Raw genomic sequence first — 19,613 nt, forward strand, 5'->3', positions numbered from 1 at the left:
TAGTTTGGTTAATTGAAATTCATAAATTCAATTGTTTTAAAAGTCCTTCTCATTTGTGAAGGACTTTTTTTAGCATAAGTGATAAGATTGTGAAGGTTTTAAAAGTAAAATCCAATCACAGGATTCCATGCTGAACCGTAAATGCTTTTATTTGAATTATAAAGTACATCATATCTTATACCAAAAGAAACATTACGTGCAACATACGAAATTCCCAGAAATAGCGCATTTGAAAAATATTCGTTTTTAAAATATCCACTATAATTTGTTTGAAGTCCCTCGTATTCAGCAGAAATTTGTATGTAATTAATAGGTCTATATGCAGCCAAAACACTTCCTCCGTAAGAGTTGGAGTGATAATTAGATACATTTGATTTGTATTCAGAGTACATATAAGTAACTCCAAAACCTGTTAAAAATTTAGGTGAAATATTATAATAAGCTTTTGGGCCAATTAAAATATCTGTACCTCCATTCCAAAAAGACAGTCCAATGTTTCCTCCAAAGTTCCAAAATTTTTTAAAATCTGGAGCTTTATAAATTACTTTGGTTTCTGTAGTTGGGTTTTGAGGTTGATATGTTTCATTTGAATCAGAAGAAACAGTTCCTTCTTCTTGAGAAAATACAGACGATACTGTAAAGATTAATAAAAGTAATAAGGTTGTTTTTTTTAGCATTTTTAAGTGTTTTGATTGTTGGTAAAATCAAATGTAATAAATTGGAGTTAATAATAGTAAGTAACTTGGTGAAAAATTAATGTAGCTATCAGCTATAAATATTTAACTTTTTTCTCTTAATGTTTTGAGAGTGTAATTAATATTTATTTGGGATCTTAATTTTTTATAACAACTAAATATACCTATTTTTGGAAAACCAAATTGGTTAACCATAAGGTATCTAGTCAAATGAAAATTAAATTATATGTATTTTTAGCAATTATATTAATCTCTCAAAATCAAGTTGCTCAAGTTTTGTTAAATGCAAATGGACCTGGAGATACCTACGAATTAATTAATGCTGTTTTAGCTCCAGGTTATAATGTTGTTGAGGCGCCAGATTGTAGTCATACTGAATTTGGAAGACATATTGATGAGGTTTTTGATAATGAATTAAATATAAATGTATTCCGTTTTTTGATACATACAATACCTAATAATGATAGATGTATCAATTTAGACCGTCAGAGAAATGAAATAAAAACTTACGACAAATCACCTGATAATTTGTTGGGTGTGAGTGGTGAAAAAGTTATTTATAAATGGAAGTTTAAACTGCCAACTGGTTTTCAATCATCTTCAAGTTTTACGCATATTCATCAGTTAAAATCAGTTGGAGGGTTGTTAGAAAGTATGCCAATGTACACCTTAACAACTCGAAAAGGAAGTCCAGATAAACTTCAGTTGCGCTATGCTGAAACATCTACTCAAATTACTTTAAAAGAGACAGATTTGACTCCTTTTATTGGAACTTGGGTAGAAGTAACCGAAACCATTGAGTATGGTTTAAATGGTACTTATAAAATAGATATTCAAAAAGTTAGTGATGGAACTTTAATGTTTAGTTATTTAAATAATTCAATTGTAAATTGGAGAGCCGATGCTAGTTTTGTTAGACCTAAATGGGGTATTTACAGAAGTTTAAATAATCCTTTAAATTTAAGAGATGAAACATTATTATTTGCTAATTTTAGTATTGAAGAGTTGGTTACTTTATCTGTGAAAGAAATTGAGCTTCTTCAAAAAAATGTTATCATATATCCAAATCCATCAAATCAAAATGTTTTTTTTACAAACAACTCTTTATATCCAATTAATTCCATCGAAATTTTCGATTATTTAGGTAGTGTTGTAAAAGTGTTACAACCAGAAAGTAACCGCATTATTGATATTTCAAATTTAACTTCAGGAATTTATTTTGTTGTGTTTAAAAACAATCAAATAAATGTTGGTGTGCAAAAATTAGTTATTAATTAAATTGGTATGATTTAAGTTAAAATATTATTGGTTTAAGTTAAAATAAAATAAATAATTAAAATTCCTTAAGTATTTAAATAAAGTTTTATATTTGGTTAACCAAATTGGTAAACCAAATTAATTAACCTTTTAAACTTAATTTATGTACAAATTTACTTTTATTAAAACCGAATTAAATTCGGTATTGTTTAAACCTTTAAAAAATTATTTTGCGCTCATTTTTTTATTCGTTTTATCTTTCAATTCAATTGCGCAAACAGTAACTCATGTTACAAGTGATAATGATTTAGAAGATGCTGTTGCTTTAGCAGCTCCAGGAGATGTAATTATTGTTGATAATGGAACTTATAATAGTTTTCAGGTAACTATAAGTGGCATTGTAAGTGTGGGAGACCCAATTACTATTAAAGCCGAAACTATTGGCGGTGTAACCTTGACAGGTAGTTCACATTTTAGACTTAAACAATCGTCTAATATAGTTATAGAGGGTTTTGTAATGGATTGCGAAGGTACCAGTAGTTTAGTGAAATTAGACGGATGTAACAACATTAGAATTTCCCGAAATGTATTTGAGTTAGTAACCACATCATCTATTAAATGGGTTTATATTGGTGGTGTATGGGATGATACTACAGAACCATATCAATATTTAAGTCACGATAATAGAATTGATCATAATATTTTTCAAAATAAAACACTTCCAGGTCATTACATAACTATTGATGGTACAAATTCTGTTGTTCAATCTCAAAATGATAGAATTGATCATAATTATTTCAAAAATAACGGCCCAAGAGCTGTAAACGAACAAGAATCTATTAGAATAGGTTGGAGTGATATGTCTATGTCTAGCGGTTTTACAACTGTTGAATATAATTTGTTTGAAAATTGCGATGGTGACCCAGAAATTTTATCGGTTAAGTCTAGTGATAATATTATTAGACACAATACTTTTATAAAAAGTTACGGAACCTTATCTCTAAGACATGGAAATAGAAATAGAGTAGAAGGAAACTATTTTTTTGGTGGAGAAAAAGAAATAGGGCTTTCTCCTGATGGGGCAACACTTTATACAGGTGGTATTAGAGTATATGGTAAAGACCATGTGATTATTAATAATTATTTTGAAGGTTTAAATGGTACAAAATGGGATGCGCCAATTACCATAACTCAAGGTGATGCGCTAGAAACCAGTACTAGTTATAGCAAACATTTTATACCACAAGATATTGTTATTGCTTATAATACGTTGGTTAATAACGATTATGGTATTGAAATTGGTTTTGATAATAACGGTAGTTATAGTAAAAAAGTTCAAAATATTTTATTTGCTAATAATTTAGTAACTGGTTCAACCAATAGTTTGGTTAATTATATCAACAATCAAGGCTCTGAAGTTATTTGGAAAAATAATTTAATGTATCCAACAGGAACTGCTACTTTAACAAATGATGGTTCTACTTTTACAGTTAATGAGGCTATAACTGAAAATCCATTTTTAGTAATGAATGATGGTGTTTATAGGTCAACAACTAATACTCCAAAATACAATGATAGCTCTTCTGGAGCAGCAAGTACAGATATTGAAGGGCAAACAAGACCAGCTTTAAGTAATCCAGGAGCAGATCATTTTAGCGCAGAGTCTGTAAGGTATGCACCCCTAACAGCAAATGATGTTGGTCCATATGTTGCTGATGATGGTACTATTTCTGAGAATTTAACTGTTACAACCGTTTCTGAATATGACGCTGCTGGTGGATCACAATCAGTTACCGTAACTTCAAATATAGCTAACTGGACTGTTTCTGAAACAAGCGATTGGATTTCAGTCTCTCCTTCAACAGGTTCAGAAAATGGTTCTTTTGATATTATTGTAAGTAAAAATGAAACTTTTGTTGAAAGAACAGCTTTGGTTAATGTTGCGGGAGGTTCAGAATCTAGAAATGTAAGTGTTACTCAAGCGGCTGCAGATCCTAAAGCAGATTTAACATTGATTAATAATTTAGGTAATGGTAATGATGGTGTTGTGGTAAATTATTTTTCTCATGAAGAAGTAACTTCAACAAAAAACAATGTTGCAGGCAATAGTTTGGATAAAAGTTTTAGCACACTTTGGTCTGGAAACGGAACCGAAGATCCAAGCGGATTAGCAATCATAATTTTTGATTTGGGAGCTTATTACGATTTAGAATTGGTTGATTTTGCTTCTACCAACGGAAAAACGTATGAATTTCAAATTTGGGTTTCTTCAACAGGAACAGCTGATGTTGATTTTTCAAACCCATTTACTGCAGATGAGAAATTATTGAGCAATTCAGATGGTTCTTTTAAAAGTTTTTTCTTGCCTTCAGTGGCTTCAAATGTAAGATTTGTTAAAATTGTTGGTTACGGTCAGCCTAAACCAAGTACTTGGACTTCAATTTCTGAGATTGAGTTTTATGGTAATTTGGTAGCTGCGCTTTCTGTTGAAGAAGATGAATTTGCTAGCCAATTAAATATTTATCCTATTCCGGCAACAGGTACTTTAAATATTATGGCAAAAAATAACAATGTAAAATCTGTTAAATTGTTTGGTGTAGATGGTCGCATGTTGATAAATAAAACGATTTCATCGATGCAATTTGAAATTCCTTTAGATGTGTCGTCAATTGCAAACGGTACTTACTTGTTAGTGCTTACAAATGATAGTAATGTTACCTATTCTAAATTAATTTATATTTCAAAATAGATAGGTTAAAATTTAAGATTTAAAAATCATAAGAAACCAAAATGGTCAATTGAGCGATGTTATTAAAATTTACAATTTTTTTATACTTCGCTCAATTTCATTTTAAATAGTACTAATAGCTGTTTAGAAGCTCTAAAGTTTATAATTATTAAAATATGAAGTTATGAATAAAAAAACAATACATTCCAGAAGAGATTTTGTTAAATATTCCTCTTTGGCAGCCTTAGGAAGCACGCCAATTTTTGGTCTTGCCAACAATTTTTTAACATTTGATAATTTAGAAAATAGCAATCTTAACGTTCATATTTTTTCTAAACATCTTCAGTTTTTAGATTATAAGGAAGTTGGAGAAATGACTGCTGAAATGGGTTTTTCAGGAGTGGATTTAACTGTAAGACCCAAAGGTCATGTGCTTCCAGAGTGCGTAAAATTAGATTTGCCAGTTGCCGTTCGAGATATTAAAAATGCAGGTTCTAATTGTATTATGATTACCACTAATATTGAATCTGTTAATAATTCTGTTGATGTGGATGTTATTCATTCAGCAGCAAAAGAAGAAATTAAATTTTACCGACCAAATTGGTATAAATATAAAGAAGATCTTTCTATGTCTGATTCTTTGGATTTTTACCAACAGGAAATTGAAAAACTGGGGAAACTTAATAAAGAATTAGGAATTATAGGATGTTATCAAAATCATGCAGGACGCAATGTTGGCTCATCATTTTGGGAAGTTGATGCCATTTTAAAAACGGTTGACCCAACAACTTTTGGTGCACAATATGATATTAGACATGCAATGGTTGAAGGTGGATATTCTTGGGGAAATGGTTTTGAATTGTTAAAGCCAAATATCAAAGTAATTGTATTAAAAGATTTTGTTTGGGCAAAAACCAATGGTATTTGGGGCGCTGTAAATGTGCCAATTGGTGAAGGGTGTGTAGATTTTACAAAGTATTTTAAATTGTTGAAAAAGTATCAATTAAAGCCACCAGTTTCTTTGCATTTAGAATACGATTTAGGTGGGGCTGAAAAGGGTAATGATACAATTACTGTTGATAAAAAAGTAGTTTTTGATGCTATGACAAAAGATTTAAACGCTATTCAGAAATTATGGAATAATGCCTAAACTTTGGTGTTTTTTGTTTTAAAAATATTGGTTTATAAATAATCCTGAATTTGATTTTTGTGAAAGGGTTTGCTTGTCTAATTTATGTAATGGTATATTAGCTTTTATTTAATTTTTTAAATTTGAATTTAAAACCTAAGGTAATATAGCATAGTTAAATGTTAAATTAACGAAGATTGTTTTGTTTTTAAATTTATTATAGCTACTTTTGGTAAACCAAACTGGTAAACCAATTTACAATGAAGCAAGGTTTTTACTTATTTTTAATTTTTTCAGTGTTATTGTCGGTCCTTTTTTCTTGTGATCATAAAACAAAAAAAGATGTTGTTAGTTTACAATCTCAATCGCAACACCCAAGTTTAATTTTAACAAAAAAAGGAGTTCAGGATATTAGAGCGCAGCTTGGTACTATTCCAATTTTTGATGCTACTTTGGCAAAAGTAAAAGAAGAGGTTGATGCTGAAATTTTGGAAGGTATTGATGTGCCAATTCCAAAAGATTTTTCGGGTGGATATACGCACGAGCGTCATAAAAAGAATTTTTTAATTATGCAAAAAGCGGGTGTTTTATATCAAATTTTAGATAATGATAAATACGCTTTGTATGTAAAAGAAATGTTATTTGCTTATGAAAAACTGTATCCAACTTTGCTAATTCACCCACAAGAAAGATCTTATGCTCGTGGTAAATTATTTTGGCAATGTTTAAACGATTCAAATTGGTTGGTGTATGTGAGTCAGGCTTATGATTGTGTATATGATTTTTTAACTGAAGAAGAACGCAACCAATTAGAAACAAATTTGTTTAGACCATTTGCCGATTATATTTCACTTGAAAATCCACAATTTTTTAACCGTGTTCACAACCATAGTACTTGGGGAAATGTAGCTGTTGGTATGATTGCTTTGGTGATGAATGACGATGATTTATTGGATCGTGCTTTGTATGGTATGAAAATGGATGTATTAGATCCAAATCAAAAAGACAACGACGGTGGGTTGATTCGTAAAGAAGGTCAAAAAGTAGGTTTTTTAGCCAATGTTGATGAACCTTTTTCGCCAGATGGTTATTATACTGAAGGGCCTTATTATCAGCGTTATGCCATGTATCCATTTTTGGTTTTTGCTGAAGCTTTACAAAATGTAAAACCTGATATCAAAATTTTTGAATATAACAATGGTGTTTTGTTAAAATCAATAAATACGTTACTGAATTTAACAGATGCTGATGGTGAATTTTTTCCGTTAAATGATGGACAAAAAGGAATGTCTTATTATTCAAGAGAATTGGTTTCGTCTGTAGATATTGGATATTATTATGGAGGTCATGATTCTTCATTGTTATCAATTTCACAATTGCAAGATGAGGTTTTATTAGATGATACTGGCTTGGCAGTTGCTATTGGTATTCGTGATGGTTTGGCGACTCCTTTCATAAAAAAATCTGTTGCATATACCGATGGTGCAAACGGAGATCAAGGTGGGTTAGGAATTGTAAGAGCGCAAGGTGCTAAAAACGAACTTGCTTTGGTTATGAAATATTCAGCTCAGGGCTTAAGTCACGGGCATTACGATAAATTGTCTTTTTCATTTTACAATAGAGGTGATGAGGTAATACAAGATTACGGATTGGCTCGTTTTGTAAATATTCAGCAAAAAGGTGGTGGCAATTATTTAAAAGAAAATACCACTTGGGCAAAACAAACCATTGCGCATAATACTGTAATACAAAATGAAACTTCTCACTTTGGTGGAGATTTTGAAACTGGAAATTTGAATCATTCAGATAAATATTTATTTGATGTTGAGAATTCCAATGTTCAAATAGTAAGTGCTACTGAAGTAAATGCGTATCCGGGAACACAATTGCACAGAACAATGGCATTGATTAAGGATGCTTATTTTGAAAATCCGATTTTGTTAGATATTGTAAATGTAAATTCTGAAACAGAAAATCAATACGACTTACCTTATTACTATTTTGGTCAAATCATATCTTCAAACTTTAAATATGCATCGGAAACTTCATTAACAACTTTAGGAACTAAAAATGGATATCAACATTTATGGAAAGAAGCTGAAGGAAAAGCAGCTTCAGGTAATTCGCAAATTACTTGGTTTAATAACAATAGTTTTTACACACTTTCTTCAGTTGTTTCAGAAAAGGATAATTTAATTTTTGCAAGTATTGGTGCAAACGATCCAAATTTCAACCTAAGAAAAGATCCTACATTTATTATTAGAAAACCTAAAAATAAAAACGCCAATTTTGTTTCAGTTTTAGAAACACATGGGCACTATAGTCCTGTAAGTGAAATTGCTACCAATGCATTTAGTAGTATAAAAAAACTAGAAATAGCTTTTAATACCGTAGCATATATTGGGATAATTATTGAAAATATGAATAAAGAGCAAAAATTATTTATATTTTCATTAAAAGATGCGTCAAAAGAAAGTAAGCACAGTATAAATATAAATAACAAGGATTACCAATGGGTAGGTCCGTATAATTACACAATTATTAATTAAAATAAAGTATAAAATTATGAAACGATTTAGTGAAAAGTACATAATTACAAAAGAAATGAAATGGGAAGAACTTGGTGGTGGAGTATCAAGAAAGTTTTTAGGTTATGATAATCAAATCATGATGGTACAAGTTAAATTTGAGAAAGGCGCATTGGGTTCTCCACATCAACATTTTCATACGCAAGCCACATATTGTGTTTCAGGTAAATTTGAATTTGAAATTGATGGTATAAAGAAAGTTATAGAAGCAGGAGATGGAGTGTATATTGAACCAAATTTATTGCATAGTGCAATTTGTTTAGAAGAAGGGATGTTAATTGACACATTTAGTCCTGTAAGAGAGGATTTTTTAAGTGGTGGTGGGGTTTCTTATTTTGGAGATAAAAAGTAGTAAAATATGCCAGTCCAATAAGAGAGTAGTTTATGAGTTAAATGCTTTGTTTGTTGGGTTTTAAAAATTGTTAGTTGTTTTTTAATAGTTAAAAAAGTAAATAATTAGGGTAATATAAAATAATTGTTAAAATATTTTTTTTTAACTCTAAATTAACATATATTTGGTTTCCCAAAGTGGTTAACCACTTTGGGAAACCAAAAACTTACTTAATAATTATTAACTAAAAGAGACTAACTGTAAATGAATTAAAAACAAAAAAAAGGATAAGTGCACACTTATCCTCTTCAGAAAAAAATACTTCTTGTAGGAGGGAAGTAAATTTAAAACATGTCAATACTTTACTAAAAACATGATACTTGCAAAGGTAATATTTTATTTTAAAATGTAAGTCATTGTATTTTTTGTAAAGAAGAGAGCTAACTAGATATTAAATCTATGTAAAACCAATACATAAAGGTATTAATAAAATTAAAAAGTATTAATCAATCAAACATTTTAATATAAAATAACTAATTATGAATTTAAAAATTAAGTTAACAATACTATTAGCGTTGTTGCTCAATCTTTCTTTAGTAGCGCAAAGTGGCTATTTAATGAAAGGGGTAGTGGTTACAGGCGCTAATAATGATCCTATTCCAGGTGCTAGTTTATTAGTTAAAGGCAGTACCAAAGGAACTACATCCGATTTTGATGGAAATTTTCAGTTAGAAGTTAAAGCTGGGGATATTTTACAAATTTCATTTGTAGGATTTGAAACAAAAGAAATTATTATTGCCAATCAAAATAACTTGTCTATCAAGCTTTCTGAAGCACAAAATCAATTAGATGAAGTTGTTGTAATTGGTTATGGTTCACAAAAGAAAAGCCATTTGACTGGGTCTATTTCTAAAGTGGTAAACGAAGAGTTGAGTCAAATAGCAGTAGCTAGGGTTGATGAAGCTTTAACAGGTCAAGTGTCTGGTGTAAGTATTTCAAATACAGATGGTTCTGTGGGTTCTGCACCAACAATTCGTATTAGAGGTACGGGATCAATTACAGGTGATTCTGGACCATTAGTAGTTGTTGATGGTTTGGTAATGGATTCAGATATTTTAGGAAACTTAGATATGAATGATATAGAATCTTTTGAAGTGTTAAAAGATGCAGCTTCTGCAGCAATTTATGGTTCAAGAGGTGGTAATGGTGTTATTATGATTACCACTAAAAATGGTAAACAAGGTGATACAAAATTTAGTTTTAGTACTTATGCAGGTATTAAAGAAGCTAAACAAAGTAAGGAATACTATTTTAGTGTTGCTGAAACTGCTGCAGCTGAATTGGCAGCTACAGGTGCAATTTCTGCTCAAACTCAATACAAGCAATTAATTGGCGTTGATCAAGATTGGCAAGATATTATTTTTGATGGTGGTACTATTACAAGTTACAATTTAAGTGCAAGAGGTGGTAGTGAAAAAACAAGATTTAGTGCTGCAATGAACTATTTACATGATGAAGGTGTTTTATTAACAGACGATTTCAAAAAATATGGTTTAAAGTTAAAGTTAGATACCAAAGTTAGTAAAAAAGTAAGTTTTGGTGTAAGTATTACGCCTTCATATACTGACACAAGAAGATTTGATGGTTCTACCCATGATATTTTAAGACAACCACCTTGGTTACCGTTATATTTAGATGAAAATACCATTCAATTTGTAAACAGAACACAAGATGGTGGTAAATGGGCAAATGCTCAAATAGGTGATTATGCACAACAAATGATGTTTGATGGTTACGACTTAACTTTAGGTATGCCAGTTGCTTCTGGTGGTACAAATATTAGCAATACTTCTAATACAAATCCGGGTGCTAAAGTTTTAGAGCGCGACCGTAACGATTACAAATTTAAAGTGTTTAGTAGTGTTTTTCTTAAATATGATATTATTGATGATTTAAGTTTTACAACTAGTTTGTCACATACATATAACAATACTGAAAGATCTAGATACCAAGGTACGTTGTCAAGTAGAAACGGTGTAGCTGCTACACAAATGGATTATCAAAATCAAGTAGACAACCGTATTGTATCAACAAGTTATTTTTCTTACGACAAAACTTTTGGTAAAAATGATCTTGGTGTTATTTTAGGATATGAGGCTGAGACTGCTCATTCAACATATTCAGCTATTAGAGGAACTGGTTATAATACTGATGATGTTAAAACTATTAACAATGCAGCTGTAATTGCAGCAGCTAATGAATTGGAATGGGAGCAAACATTACAATCTTTAATTAGTAGGGTAACTTATGCTTATGACGATAAATATTTAGCTTCATTTAGTTATAGACGAGATGGTAGTTCAATTTTTGGTAGCGATTATAAATGGGGTAACTTCCCTGCGGGTTCTATTGGTTGGAGAGTTTCTCAAGAAGATTTTTTAAGTGATAGTAGAGTAGTTAGCAATTTAAAATTCCGTGTAAGTTATGGTGTTACTGGTAACAACAATATTAACTTAAACAGTGTTAGTGTTGAAGATAGTAAGGTTTTAGGAAATTTTTATCCTTCTTTAGCATTGTTGCAAGCTGAAACATATAATGGTCAAAGCGCCTTTAACCCAATCAATATTGCAAACAACTTATTACAATGGGAGCGCTCAGTAGAGTTTAACCCAGGTGTTGATTTTGGATTTTTAAATGGAGCAATTACAGGTACTTTTGATTATTATAACAGAAAAAGTGACCATTTATTATTAGACAACCCAATTTCTAGTACTACAGGATTTAGTAGTGCATTGGTAAATCTTGGTGAGGTTGAAAACTATGGTTATGAGTTAGAGTTGAGAGGAAGAATCTTCAACAAACAAAAATTTAAATGGAGTGCTACTTGGTTATCTTCTTGGAACCAAAATAACTTGGTTGATTTTGCGGAAGCTAATGGTCAAATTCAATCTGTTGATGAGAAAAGAGCTGCTGAGTGGATTAACTTAGAAGGAAACCCAATATCTTCATTCTATGGATGGGTTGTTGATAAACAGATACCATTAGAATATCTTAAAAATCCTTATCACCCAGTTGGTGGTCAAGCACAAGACGTGTATGTAAAAGATTTAAACGGTGATGGTCTTATTGATGATGATGATAAAACAATTCTTGGGAATCCATATCCAGACTTTATTTGGAGTTTAACAAACGATTTCAAAATAGGTGATTTTGATGTAACTTTTATGTTCCAAGGTAGTCACGGTGCGCAAGTTAGAAATATGGCAGATCAATATATTTTCAATCATTTCAATAGCTCACAAGATTTTGATCCTGTGACAACACCAGATCAACAATTTATCAAAGAAAAAATTTATACCAACAGTATAGTTCAAGATGCTTCTTTTGTTGTTTTACGTAACGTAAATATTGGTTTTAATTTTCCTGATCAATTAATGGATAAATGGAAAATGGATGGTTTACGAGTTTATGCAACTGGAAACAATTTAATGTATTTGTTTGCTGATGGTTATACTGGATTTAATCCTGAATCTATTGACGATACATCTCCTACAACCTATGGTTACCAAAGAGGTGGAAATCCTATAGCTAGAACAATATCTTTAGGTATTAATTTAGACTTTTAATTTAACTGTTAAATAAAATATATTATGAAACAAATAAAATTTTTAATAATATTATTACTAGGAGTCTTCGTTTCTTCTTGTAGTGATTTTTTAAGCCCAGAGCCTATATCAGCGATATCGACTGATAATTATTATAAAAATGATATTGAAATTGAAACAGGTATTCTTAATATGTACAACGGAATACAAGGTTTAAATTCAACTGATACAGATGATAACCATGCTATTCAAGTAGAATACTTATTAACTGAAGTTTATTGCGATAACGGTAAAACTAAAAGTAGTGAAGGTGAGCAAGCTCAGTTTGAAGAATTTAAAGTAAGTCCAAGTAATGGGTATGTGTCTGATTATTACGGTAGTTTTTACAACGTAATTTATAGATCAAATCTAGTATTAGAAAATTTAGGCAATGCATCTGATGCAAATAAAGCATCTTATGAAGCAGAAGCTAAGTTTGTACGTGGGTATGCATATTTTAACTTGGTACGTTTATTTGGAGATGTTCCATTGGTTGATAAAATTATTCAACCTTTAGATACCGAAACTCAATTTACAAGAGTTGCTGAAGATCAAATTTATGAACTAATTATTAGCGATCTTACAACTGCAGTTAATGGTTTAGGTGCTGGAACTTATGGAAGAGCATCAAAAGCTACAGCTCAAGCAATATTAGCAAAAGTTTATTTAACACTTGGAGAATATACTTTGGCAAAAGAATTATTAGTTGATGCAATGGCAAGTGGATATTCCTTAGAGCCTAATTTTAAAGATGTTTTTTATAATGAAGGTAATAAAGAAGTAATGTTTGCTATTGTTTATGATGGAGATACATCTAATGATAGCCAAAACTTTTCTGCTGAATGGCAAAATGCAGTTGGTAGATCTACAGGTTTAAATTACGTTACAGATGAAGCTGCTGCTGCAATGCTTGCAATGGGAGGTAACAGAACAGCTTATACTTACAGAGTAGATCCAAAAAATTTAAATTTAAATCAAGTAGCAAAATACATTCCTAATGGCGATACTGCTTTGGGTATTGAACCTACATCAATCAACCCTGTATTGGCAGGAAACGACTGGATTGTTTTAAGATATGCTGATGTTTTATTAATGTATGTTGAAGCTACAATGGGAACTGCAGATGCTACTTCTGATATTACTGCTGTAAACGCTTTCAATTTAGTTAGATCAAGAGCAAATATGCCAACTGTTAATAGTATTACAAAACAAGAATTGTTAGATGAAAGAAGAGTAGAGTTTGCTTTTGAAAACCAACGTTTTTTCGACCTGAAAAGATTTGGTGTTGCTCAACAAGTACTTTCTCAATATTCAGCTGATAATGGATATGGTTTTACAGCTACTGATCTTTTATTACCAATACCACAATTGGAAATTGGTTTAAGTAAAGGGGTGTTAAAACAAAACCCTGGTTATTAATAAAAAAGAAGCTTACTTCTTATTATAAACTAATTAAAAAACGAATATTATGAATAATAATTTTAAATATAAAAAACACATCAGTACTTCGGTACTGATGGTTTCAATATTCATGTTGTCAATTTTTGCGACTTCATGTGAATTTGATTTGCCTGAAGCAAATTCTATTCCTGATGCAACGCCTCCATCAGCTGCTTTTAGTGAAACTATTGGTGCTGATTACTTAACTTACACTTTTGGAAATTTTTCGGCTAGTGCTACAGATTATCTATGGGATTTTGGTGATGGATCAACATCAACAGAATTTGAACCAGAACATGCGTACACAGCTCAAGCTAGTGATGAAACTGAAGCAGGTACAACATACACAATAACATTAACAGTTAAAGATAAATTAAATGTTGAAAGTTCTTTAAGTAAAGATCTTGTTATTAAAAAACCAGCTAAACCAATTGTTCCTGTTCCTGTAATTGGTGAACCAGGTTTTGAAGATTTAACATTGCCTGATGGAACTGGTGATGGACGTGATTCTTGGAGATGTAGTTTTGGTGAGATTATGCAAATTACAAGTTCTCCTGTTACTTTTGGTAAACAAGCTGCTAAATTTCCTTCAGATGGAAGTAGAGTTGCTTACCAAGAAGTTGCTGTAACTAAAAATGCCGATTATGTTTTAACATACTGGTATACAATTAAAACAACACCAGTTGGGTCAGTGACGGTGTCTGTTTTAGCAGGTTCAATTGGTAGTTTAGCTGAAGCTGCAGATGCTACAATTATTTCATCTACAGGTAACGATCAATCTGATGATAGTGTATATGTTCAAGTAGATGTGCCTTTTAACTCTGGAGATAATTCTATTATTTCACTTTTAATTACCAATGAAGGTGCTGAATGTAGAGTTGATGAATTTTCAATTGCAGTTGCTGAATAATAAAAATATTTTATGAGTAAATTATATGTTTGTTTTAAGTTTCTAATGGCATTTACATTGATGTTTTTTATTAGCATTAATGTAAGTTGCCAAGAAGATGAAACTACAACAACTCCAAAAGAGGAGATTGTTACACCTCCTGTTGATGAAGGCGGTGAAGAAGTTGTTGAAAATCCAACGGAGCCAACATATAATTTACCCAATATAGATTTAAATCACTGGAAAGTTACACTTCCTGTTGGTAACCCAACGGAAGTGTCGCCTCCAGAAATATTAAAATACGCAACCAATGAAACGTTGAAACCGTTTATGTACAACGATTCTATCAATGGAGCTATCGTATTTTATGCGTATCCAAATTCTTCAACAGCCAATTCTTCATATTCAAGAACAGAGCTTAGAGAGCAAATGGTACCAGGAAGTAATGATGTTAATTGGACATTTGAAAAAGGTGGAAATTTAAAAGGAACTTTAGCTGTTGACGAAATTTCAAAAGATGCCGATGGTGATTATTATCGAACAATTGTAATGCAGATTCATGGGAGGTTAACCAATGAGCAGCGCAATTTAATTGGACAAAGTGATAACAATGCACCACCAATATTAAAAATATATTGGGTTGATGGAAAAGTAAGGGTAAAAACAAAAGTATTAAAAGATTTAAATGCGTCTGATAAAGAAATTTTATACACAGATGCTTGGGGCGATGATGATGGATATACATTTCCAGAATATGTAGGTTTTGATAAATTTTCTTTAGAAGTAAAAGTTTCTAATGGAAGATTAGAAGTTATTTTAAACAATAAGGCATCAAAAGTGTATGAGAATATACACATGCAAAAATGGAGTGTTTTCGAAAATTATTTCAAAGCAGGAAATTATTTTCAAAGTAAAGACAAAAATACCTTTGCAAAAGTTAAGTATTACAGTTTAGAAGTAAGTCATTAATAGTTTTTTTGGCAAACATCAAAATTGTATTTATTAATAAAAATGCAAAGTTTATATAAACAATAATATTTGAGTTAATGTTTTTAATGTAACTATTTTAGTTAAATTAATATTTTGGTAATTTTTGATGATACTGACCTAAGCAATTAGGTCGGTAGATTCAAAATGTGTTTTAAAAGTTATTTGTGAATAATTAAAACAAGTTAAATGAAATAATATTTTTGAAAATTCATAAATTAGAGCCCAAATTGATTAAAAATTCTGTACAATGAAGTTAGATATCCTTATAAAAAACGACAATCTGTCAATCCAAAATTCAATAATTTCTAAAATTAGAGATTTAATTAATTATAAAAATTTGGAACCAGGTGATAAATTACCATCTGAGCGTATGTTGTCTGAAAAATTTGATGTAACTAGAAGTAATGTACGAGAAGCAATTCAAAAATTAGAATTTTATGGATTGTTAAAATCAATTCCTCAAAGCGGAACCTTTGTTGCCAACATTGGTGTTATTGCCCTAAATGGAATGATTGATGATATTTTGAGATTGGATAAACCCGACTTTAAATCGTTGGTTGAAACACGTATTGTCTTAGAATTAAAAACGGCTCAATTAGCTGCCTTAAGAAGAACAGAAGAAGATTTGGTTGATATTAAACAAGCTTTAGATGCCTATTCTGAAAAAGTTTTAAGAGGTGAGGAAGCTATTCAAGAAGATTTATTATTTCATTTGTCAATTGCAAAAGCTGGAAAAAACAGTACTTTAAATACCTTAATGTTAATGATTACACCTGAAATTATTACAAATTTTGAACAATACCATGTTTGTGATAAAAAATTAGCTATTTCAGGAATAAAAGAACATACAGCAATTTTTGAATCAATTAGAGATCAAGATGCAGTTAGGGGTAAAGAAGAAATGAGAACTCATTTTAAAAACTTATACGAATACTGTAATAATAAAATTTAAATAAAAATCAGTAGTTAAAATTGCACAGTTTAACTATTGATCACAATTAGGAGGGAACGTTACGCTTAGTTATTATAAAATACGCAGATACTTTTTTTAAGGAGTATTTGTGTTATTTATAAGCAACTAAGGTTACTTCATATATAAATTAGATAGCGCAATTAAGTCATTAATAATTTTATTGACTCATAATGTTGTATATCACAATATCAATAATATTAAATAGAAAAATTATGAAGGTAAAAGGATTAAGATGGTGGATAATTGGACTGATTTTTTTAGCCACTGTTATAAACTATATAGACAGAAGCGCACTTTCCATTATGTGGGGTGGTGAAGATATTGAAGGCTCAATAGCCCAATCGCTAGGTTTAACAAAATATCATTATGGTTTAATATCTAATGTATTTATGGTAGCTTATGCACTGGGGCAATTATTTTCTGGAAAATTATTTGATAAAGTAGGAACACGTATTGGTTATGTAATTAGCATTGGTGTTTGGGGAATATCATCTTTTTTGCATTCTACAGTTCGTGGATTTTTATCAATATCATTTTTTAGAAGTACACTTGGTTTATCTGAAGCAGGTAACTGGCCAGGTGGTGTAAAAAGTAATGCAGAGTGGTTTCCAATTAAAGAGCGTGCCATTGCGCAAGGCTTATTTAATGCTGGTGCCTCTATTGGTTCTGTAATTGCACCACCGTTTATTGCAGCTCTGTTTGTTGCTTTTGGTTGGAGAATTACCTTTATGGTGGTAGGTTCTTTTGGTATTCTTTGGATTATTCCTTGGTTGTTAATCAATAAAGCAGGTCCAAAAAAACACCCTTGGATTACAAAAGAAGAACAAGAGTATATTCTTGCAGGTCAAAGTTTAGCGGATCAAAACGCAACTGAAGATACTAAAGGAAAAACATTGAGAGAAATTTTATCATTCAAAGAATCTTGGGCAGTAGTAATTGGTCGTTTCTTTTTAGAACCAATTTGGTGGATTTTTGTTACCTGGATGCCTATATATTTGTTTGATATTTATGGGTTTAACGTAAAAGAAGTAGGTATGTTCTTATGGGTGCCATATGTTGGTGCTGCATTAGGAAGTGTTATTGGAGGTTACGTTTCTGGTAAAATTATTGCCAAAACAAATTCAATTGATAAAGGTAGAAAAACAACCATTCTTATTGGTGGTGTAATTATGCTTGCTGGTTTAATAGCAACTGTACTTATTGGAGATACTGCTGAAAAATTTGTAGCTATTGTGTTTTTTGTACTGTTTGGTTTCCAATTTGCAATTAGTAATGTGCAAACCCTACCAAGTGATTTCTTTAGCGGAAAATCTGTTGGTTCATTAGCTGGTTTAGGTGGAATGATTGGTGTATTCTCAGTAATTATAATGAATTTCTTAGTGCCAGTTATTGTAGATAATTATTCGTACACACCAATTTTTGTAGTAATTGGAATATTTGTACCGCTAGGAGTTGGTGCAATTTACTACTTCGCAAGAAATATTGAATCAGTAGAAAAATAATATTAGTAATTAATAAAATCAAAATTAAATAAAATGAGTAATTTAAAAGAAAAAGTAGCGATTATTACAGGTGCTACAGGCGGAATCGGTTTTGAAGTAGCAAAAAGATTAGGACAAGATGGTTATACAGTAGTTTTAAATGGTATTGAGGATGAAGTAGGTGCTGAAAGAGTTAAAGAATTAACTGCTGCTGGAATCAAGGCTGAATATTATGGTTTTGACATGACAAATGACGAAGCTGTTACTGAAAATATTACTAAAATTGGTGAAAAATACGGTAAAATTGATTTGCTTGTAAACAATACAGGTGGTATTGGAGTAAGAGCTCGTTTTGAAGAAATGACAACTGAACAATACAAATTTGTTATGGCTTTAAACCTTGATTCAGTATTTTTTGCTTCAAGAGCAGCTATTCCTTTCCTTAAAAAAGGTGAAAATGCCTCAATCATAAACTATACTTCTAATGCAGCATGGAATGGTGCAGGACCAGGTGCTGGTATTTATGCAGTGTCTAAAGGTGGGGTGCAATCTATTACCAGAGCTTTAGCTAAAGATTTAGCTGAATATGGAATTAGAGTAAATGCAGTATCTCCAGGTACTATTGATACGCCTTTTCACGCACAAATTAAAGCAACCAAACCAGAAGTTTTTGCTTCTTGGGCAAACAGTGTTTTATTAGGAAGATTGGGTCAGCCAGAAGAGGTTGCAGGTGTTGTTTCTTTTTTAGCTAGTAAAGATGCTTCTTTTATAACTGCTGAAACTATCCAAATTGGTGGTGGTCAAGCTTTAGGAATATAATTCAAAAAAAATCTTTTATAAATAAAGAAAAAACTGCTTTAAGAGTTGAATTTTCGTCTTTCAAATAGGAATTGAAAAATGATGAGGTTTTAACATTTTTAAAGCAGTTTTATTTTAATTAGAAAAACAAACAAAATGAGTAAAGTAGTAACATTTGGAGAGATTATGTTAAGATTGGCTCCACAAGGATTTTTAAGATTTTCACAAGCAGATAATTTTGATGTTGTTTACGGCGGTGGAGAATCTAACGTAGCAGTTTCTTTAGCAAACTATGGTGTATCTGTAGATTTTGTAACACGTTTACCAAAAAATGACATTGGAGAATGTGCCATGATGGAAATGCGCAAAAGAGGTGTTGGTGTAGATAAAATTGTTTGGGGTGGAGACCGTTTAGGAATTTACTTTTTAGAAACAGGAGCAGTTTCTCGTGGTTCAAAAGTAGTTTACGACCGTGCACACTCATCAATGTCAGACATTCAACCAGGAATGGTAAACTGGGAAGAAGTATTTGCAGGTGCAGAGTGGTTTCATTGGACAGGTATTACACCAGCCATTTCACAAAGTTCAGCCGATGCTTGTTTAGAAGCTGTAAAAGCTGCAAGTAAATTAGGTTTAACCATTTCAACCGATTTAAATTACCGCGCTAAAT

The 19,613-nt window shown here is 31.1% G+C and carries 14 protein-coding genes; 13 read left to right on the top strand and 1 reads right to left on the bottom strand.

The annotated features are described in order from the left end of the window. Positions 1-98 precede the first annotated feature (98 nt). Positions 99-677 carry a hypothetical protein gene (locus EC396_RS15990; protein ID WP_129367864.1) on the bottom strand — a complete coding sequence of 193 codons (579 nt, stop codon included), beginning with the start codon at positions 675-677 and terminating at the stop codon, positions 99-101. A gap of 228 nt (positions 678-905) precedes the next feature. On the opposite strand from EC396_RS15990, the gene EC396_RS15995 reads away from it, so the two are divergent. The 13 genes from EC396_RS15995 to EC396_RS16055 form a co-directional block, all read left to right on the top strand. Further along, positions 906-1,973: a T9SS type A sorting domain-containing protein gene (locus tag EC396_RS15995; protein WP_129367865.1), complete on the top strand. Its 1,068-nt coding sequence runs from the start codon at positions 906-908 to the stop codon at positions 1,971-1,973. Positions 1,974-2,115: 142 nt separating this feature from the next. After that, positions 2,116-4,701 carry a chondroitinase-B domain-containing protein gene (locus tag EC396_RS16000; RefSeq protein WP_129367866.1) on the top strand — a complete coding sequence of 862 codons (2,586 nt, stop codon included), beginning with the start codon at positions 2,116-2,118 and terminating at the stop codon, positions 4,699-4,701. Positions 4,702-4,864: 163 nt separating this feature from the next. Beyond that, positions 4,865-5,830 carry a sugar phosphate isomerase/epimerase gene (locus tag EC396_RS16005; protein ID WP_129367867.1) on the top strand — a complete coding sequence of 322 codons (966 nt, stop codon included), beginning with the start codon at positions 4,865-4,867 and terminating at the stop codon, positions 5,828-5,830. Positions 5,831-6,069: 239 nt separating this feature from the next. Beyond that, a complete protein-coding gene (locus EC396_RS16010; protein WP_129367868.1) occupies positions 6,070-8,358 on the top strand; it encodes an alginate lyase family protein in 2,289 nt (762 codons plus the stop codon). A 16-nt stretch (positions 8,359-8,374) separates the two neighbouring features. Then, a complete protein-coding gene (locus EC396_RS16015; RefSeq protein ID WP_129367869.1) occupies positions 8,375-8,749 on the top strand; it encodes a cupin domain-containing protein in 375 nt (124 codons plus the stop codon). A gap of 518 nt (positions 8,750-9,267) precedes the next feature. Further along, positions 9,268-12,354: a TonB-dependent receptor gene (locus EC396_RS16020; protein ID WP_129367870.1), complete on the top strand. Its 3,087-nt coding sequence runs from the start codon at positions 9,268-9,270 to the stop codon at positions 12,352-12,354. A 24-nt stretch (positions 12,355-12,378) separates the two neighbouring features. Continuing rightward, positions 12,379-13,791, top strand: a complete 1,413-nt coding sequence (locus tag EC396_RS16025) for a RagB/SusD family nutrient uptake outer membrane protein (protein ID WP_129367871.1) — start codon at positions 12,379-12,381, stop codon at positions 13,789-13,791. A gap of 49 nt (positions 13,792-13,840) precedes the next feature. Then, positions 13,841-14,722 (top strand): PKD domain-containing protein, encoded by an 882-nt coding sequence (locus EC396_RS16030; RefSeq protein WP_129367872.1) that lies wholly within the window; start codon positions 13,841-13,843, stop codon positions 14,720-14,722. Positions 14,723-14,734: 12 nt separating this feature from the next. Continuing rightward, a complete protein-coding gene (locus EC396_RS16035) occupies positions 14,735-15,670 on the top strand; it encodes a polysaccharide lyase family 7 protein (RefSeq protein ID WP_240665743.1) in 936 nt (311 codons plus the stop codon). A 268-nt stretch (positions 15,671-15,938) separates the two neighbouring features. Continuing rightward, complete coding sequence (locus tag EC396_RS16040) at positions 15,939-16,643, top strand: FadR/GntR family transcriptional regulator (RefSeq protein WP_129367873.1); 705 nt, start codon at positions 15,939-15,941, stop codon at positions 16,641-16,643. 233 nt (positions 16,644-16,876) lie between these two features. Further along, complete coding sequence (locus tag EC396_RS16045) at positions 16,877-18,166, top strand: MFS transporter (RefSeq protein WP_129367874.1); 1,290 nt, start codon at positions 16,877-16,879, stop codon at positions 18,164-18,166. A 33-nt stretch (positions 18,167-18,199) separates the two neighbouring features. Beyond that, positions 18,200-18,964 carry an SDR family NAD(P)-dependent oxidoreductase gene (locus EC396_RS16050; protein WP_129367875.1) on the top strand — a complete coding sequence of 255 codons (765 nt, stop codon included), beginning with the start codon at positions 18,200-18,202 and terminating at the stop codon, positions 18,962-18,964. A gap of 135 nt (positions 18,965-19,099) precedes the next feature. Further along, positions 19,100-19,613, top strand: a 514-nt coding sequence (locus EC396_RS16055) for a sugar kinase (protein ID WP_164975333.1), incomplete at its 3' end; no start/stop codon positions are given.

This window comes from Lutibacter sp. HS1-25, from assembly GCF_004121075.1.
GTDB lineage: Bacteria > Bacteroidota > Bacteroidia > Flavobacteriales > Flavobacteriaceae > Lutibacter.

Coding starts and splice junctions, on each gene's coding strand:
- EC396_RS15990 (WP_129367864.1), bottom strand. CDS start 677: ATGCTAAAAAAAACAACCTTATTACTTTTATTAATCTTTACAGTATCG.
- EC396_RS15995 (WP_129367865.1), top strand. CDS start 906: ATGAAAATTAAATTATATGTATTTTTAGCAATTATATTAATCTCTCAA.
- EC396_RS16000 (WP_129367866.1), top strand. CDS start 2,116: ATGTACAAATTTACTTTTATTAAAACCGAATTAAATTCGGTATTGTTT.
- EC396_RS16005 (WP_129367867.1), top strand. CDS start 4,865: ATGAATAAAAAAACAATACATTCCAGAAGAGATTTTGTTAAATATTCC.
- EC396_RS16010 (WP_129367868.1), top strand. CDS start 6,070: ATGAAGCAAGGTTTTTACTTATTTTTAATTTTTTCAGTGTTATTGTCG.
- EC396_RS16015 (WP_129367869.1), top strand. CDS start 8,375: ATGAAACGATTTAGTGAAAAGTACATAATTACAAAAGAAATGAAATGG.
- EC396_RS16020 (WP_129367870.1), top strand. CDS start 9,268: ATGAATTTAAAAATTAAGTTAACAATACTATTAGCGTTGTTGCTCAAT.
- EC396_RS16025 (WP_129367871.1), top strand. CDS start 12,379: ATGAAACAAATAAAATTTTTAATAATATTATTACTAGGAGTCTTCGTT.
- EC396_RS16030 (WP_129367872.1), top strand. CDS start 13,841: ATGAATAATAATTTTAAATATAAAAAACACATCAGTACTTCGGTACTG.
- EC396_RS16035 (WP_240665743.1), top strand. CDS start 14,735: ATGAGTAAATTATATGTTTGTTTTAAGTTTCTAATGGCATTTACATTG.
- EC396_RS16040 (WP_129367873.1), top strand. CDS start 15,939: ATGAAGTTAGATATCCTTATAAAAAACGACAATCTGTCAATCCAAAAT.
- EC396_RS16045 (WP_129367874.1), top strand. CDS start 16,877: ATGAAGGTAAAAGGATTAAGATGGTGGATAATTGGACTGATTTTTTTA.
- EC396_RS16050 (WP_129367875.1), top strand. CDS start 18,200: ATGAGTAATTTAAAAGAAAAAGTAGCGATTATTACAGGTGCTACAGGC.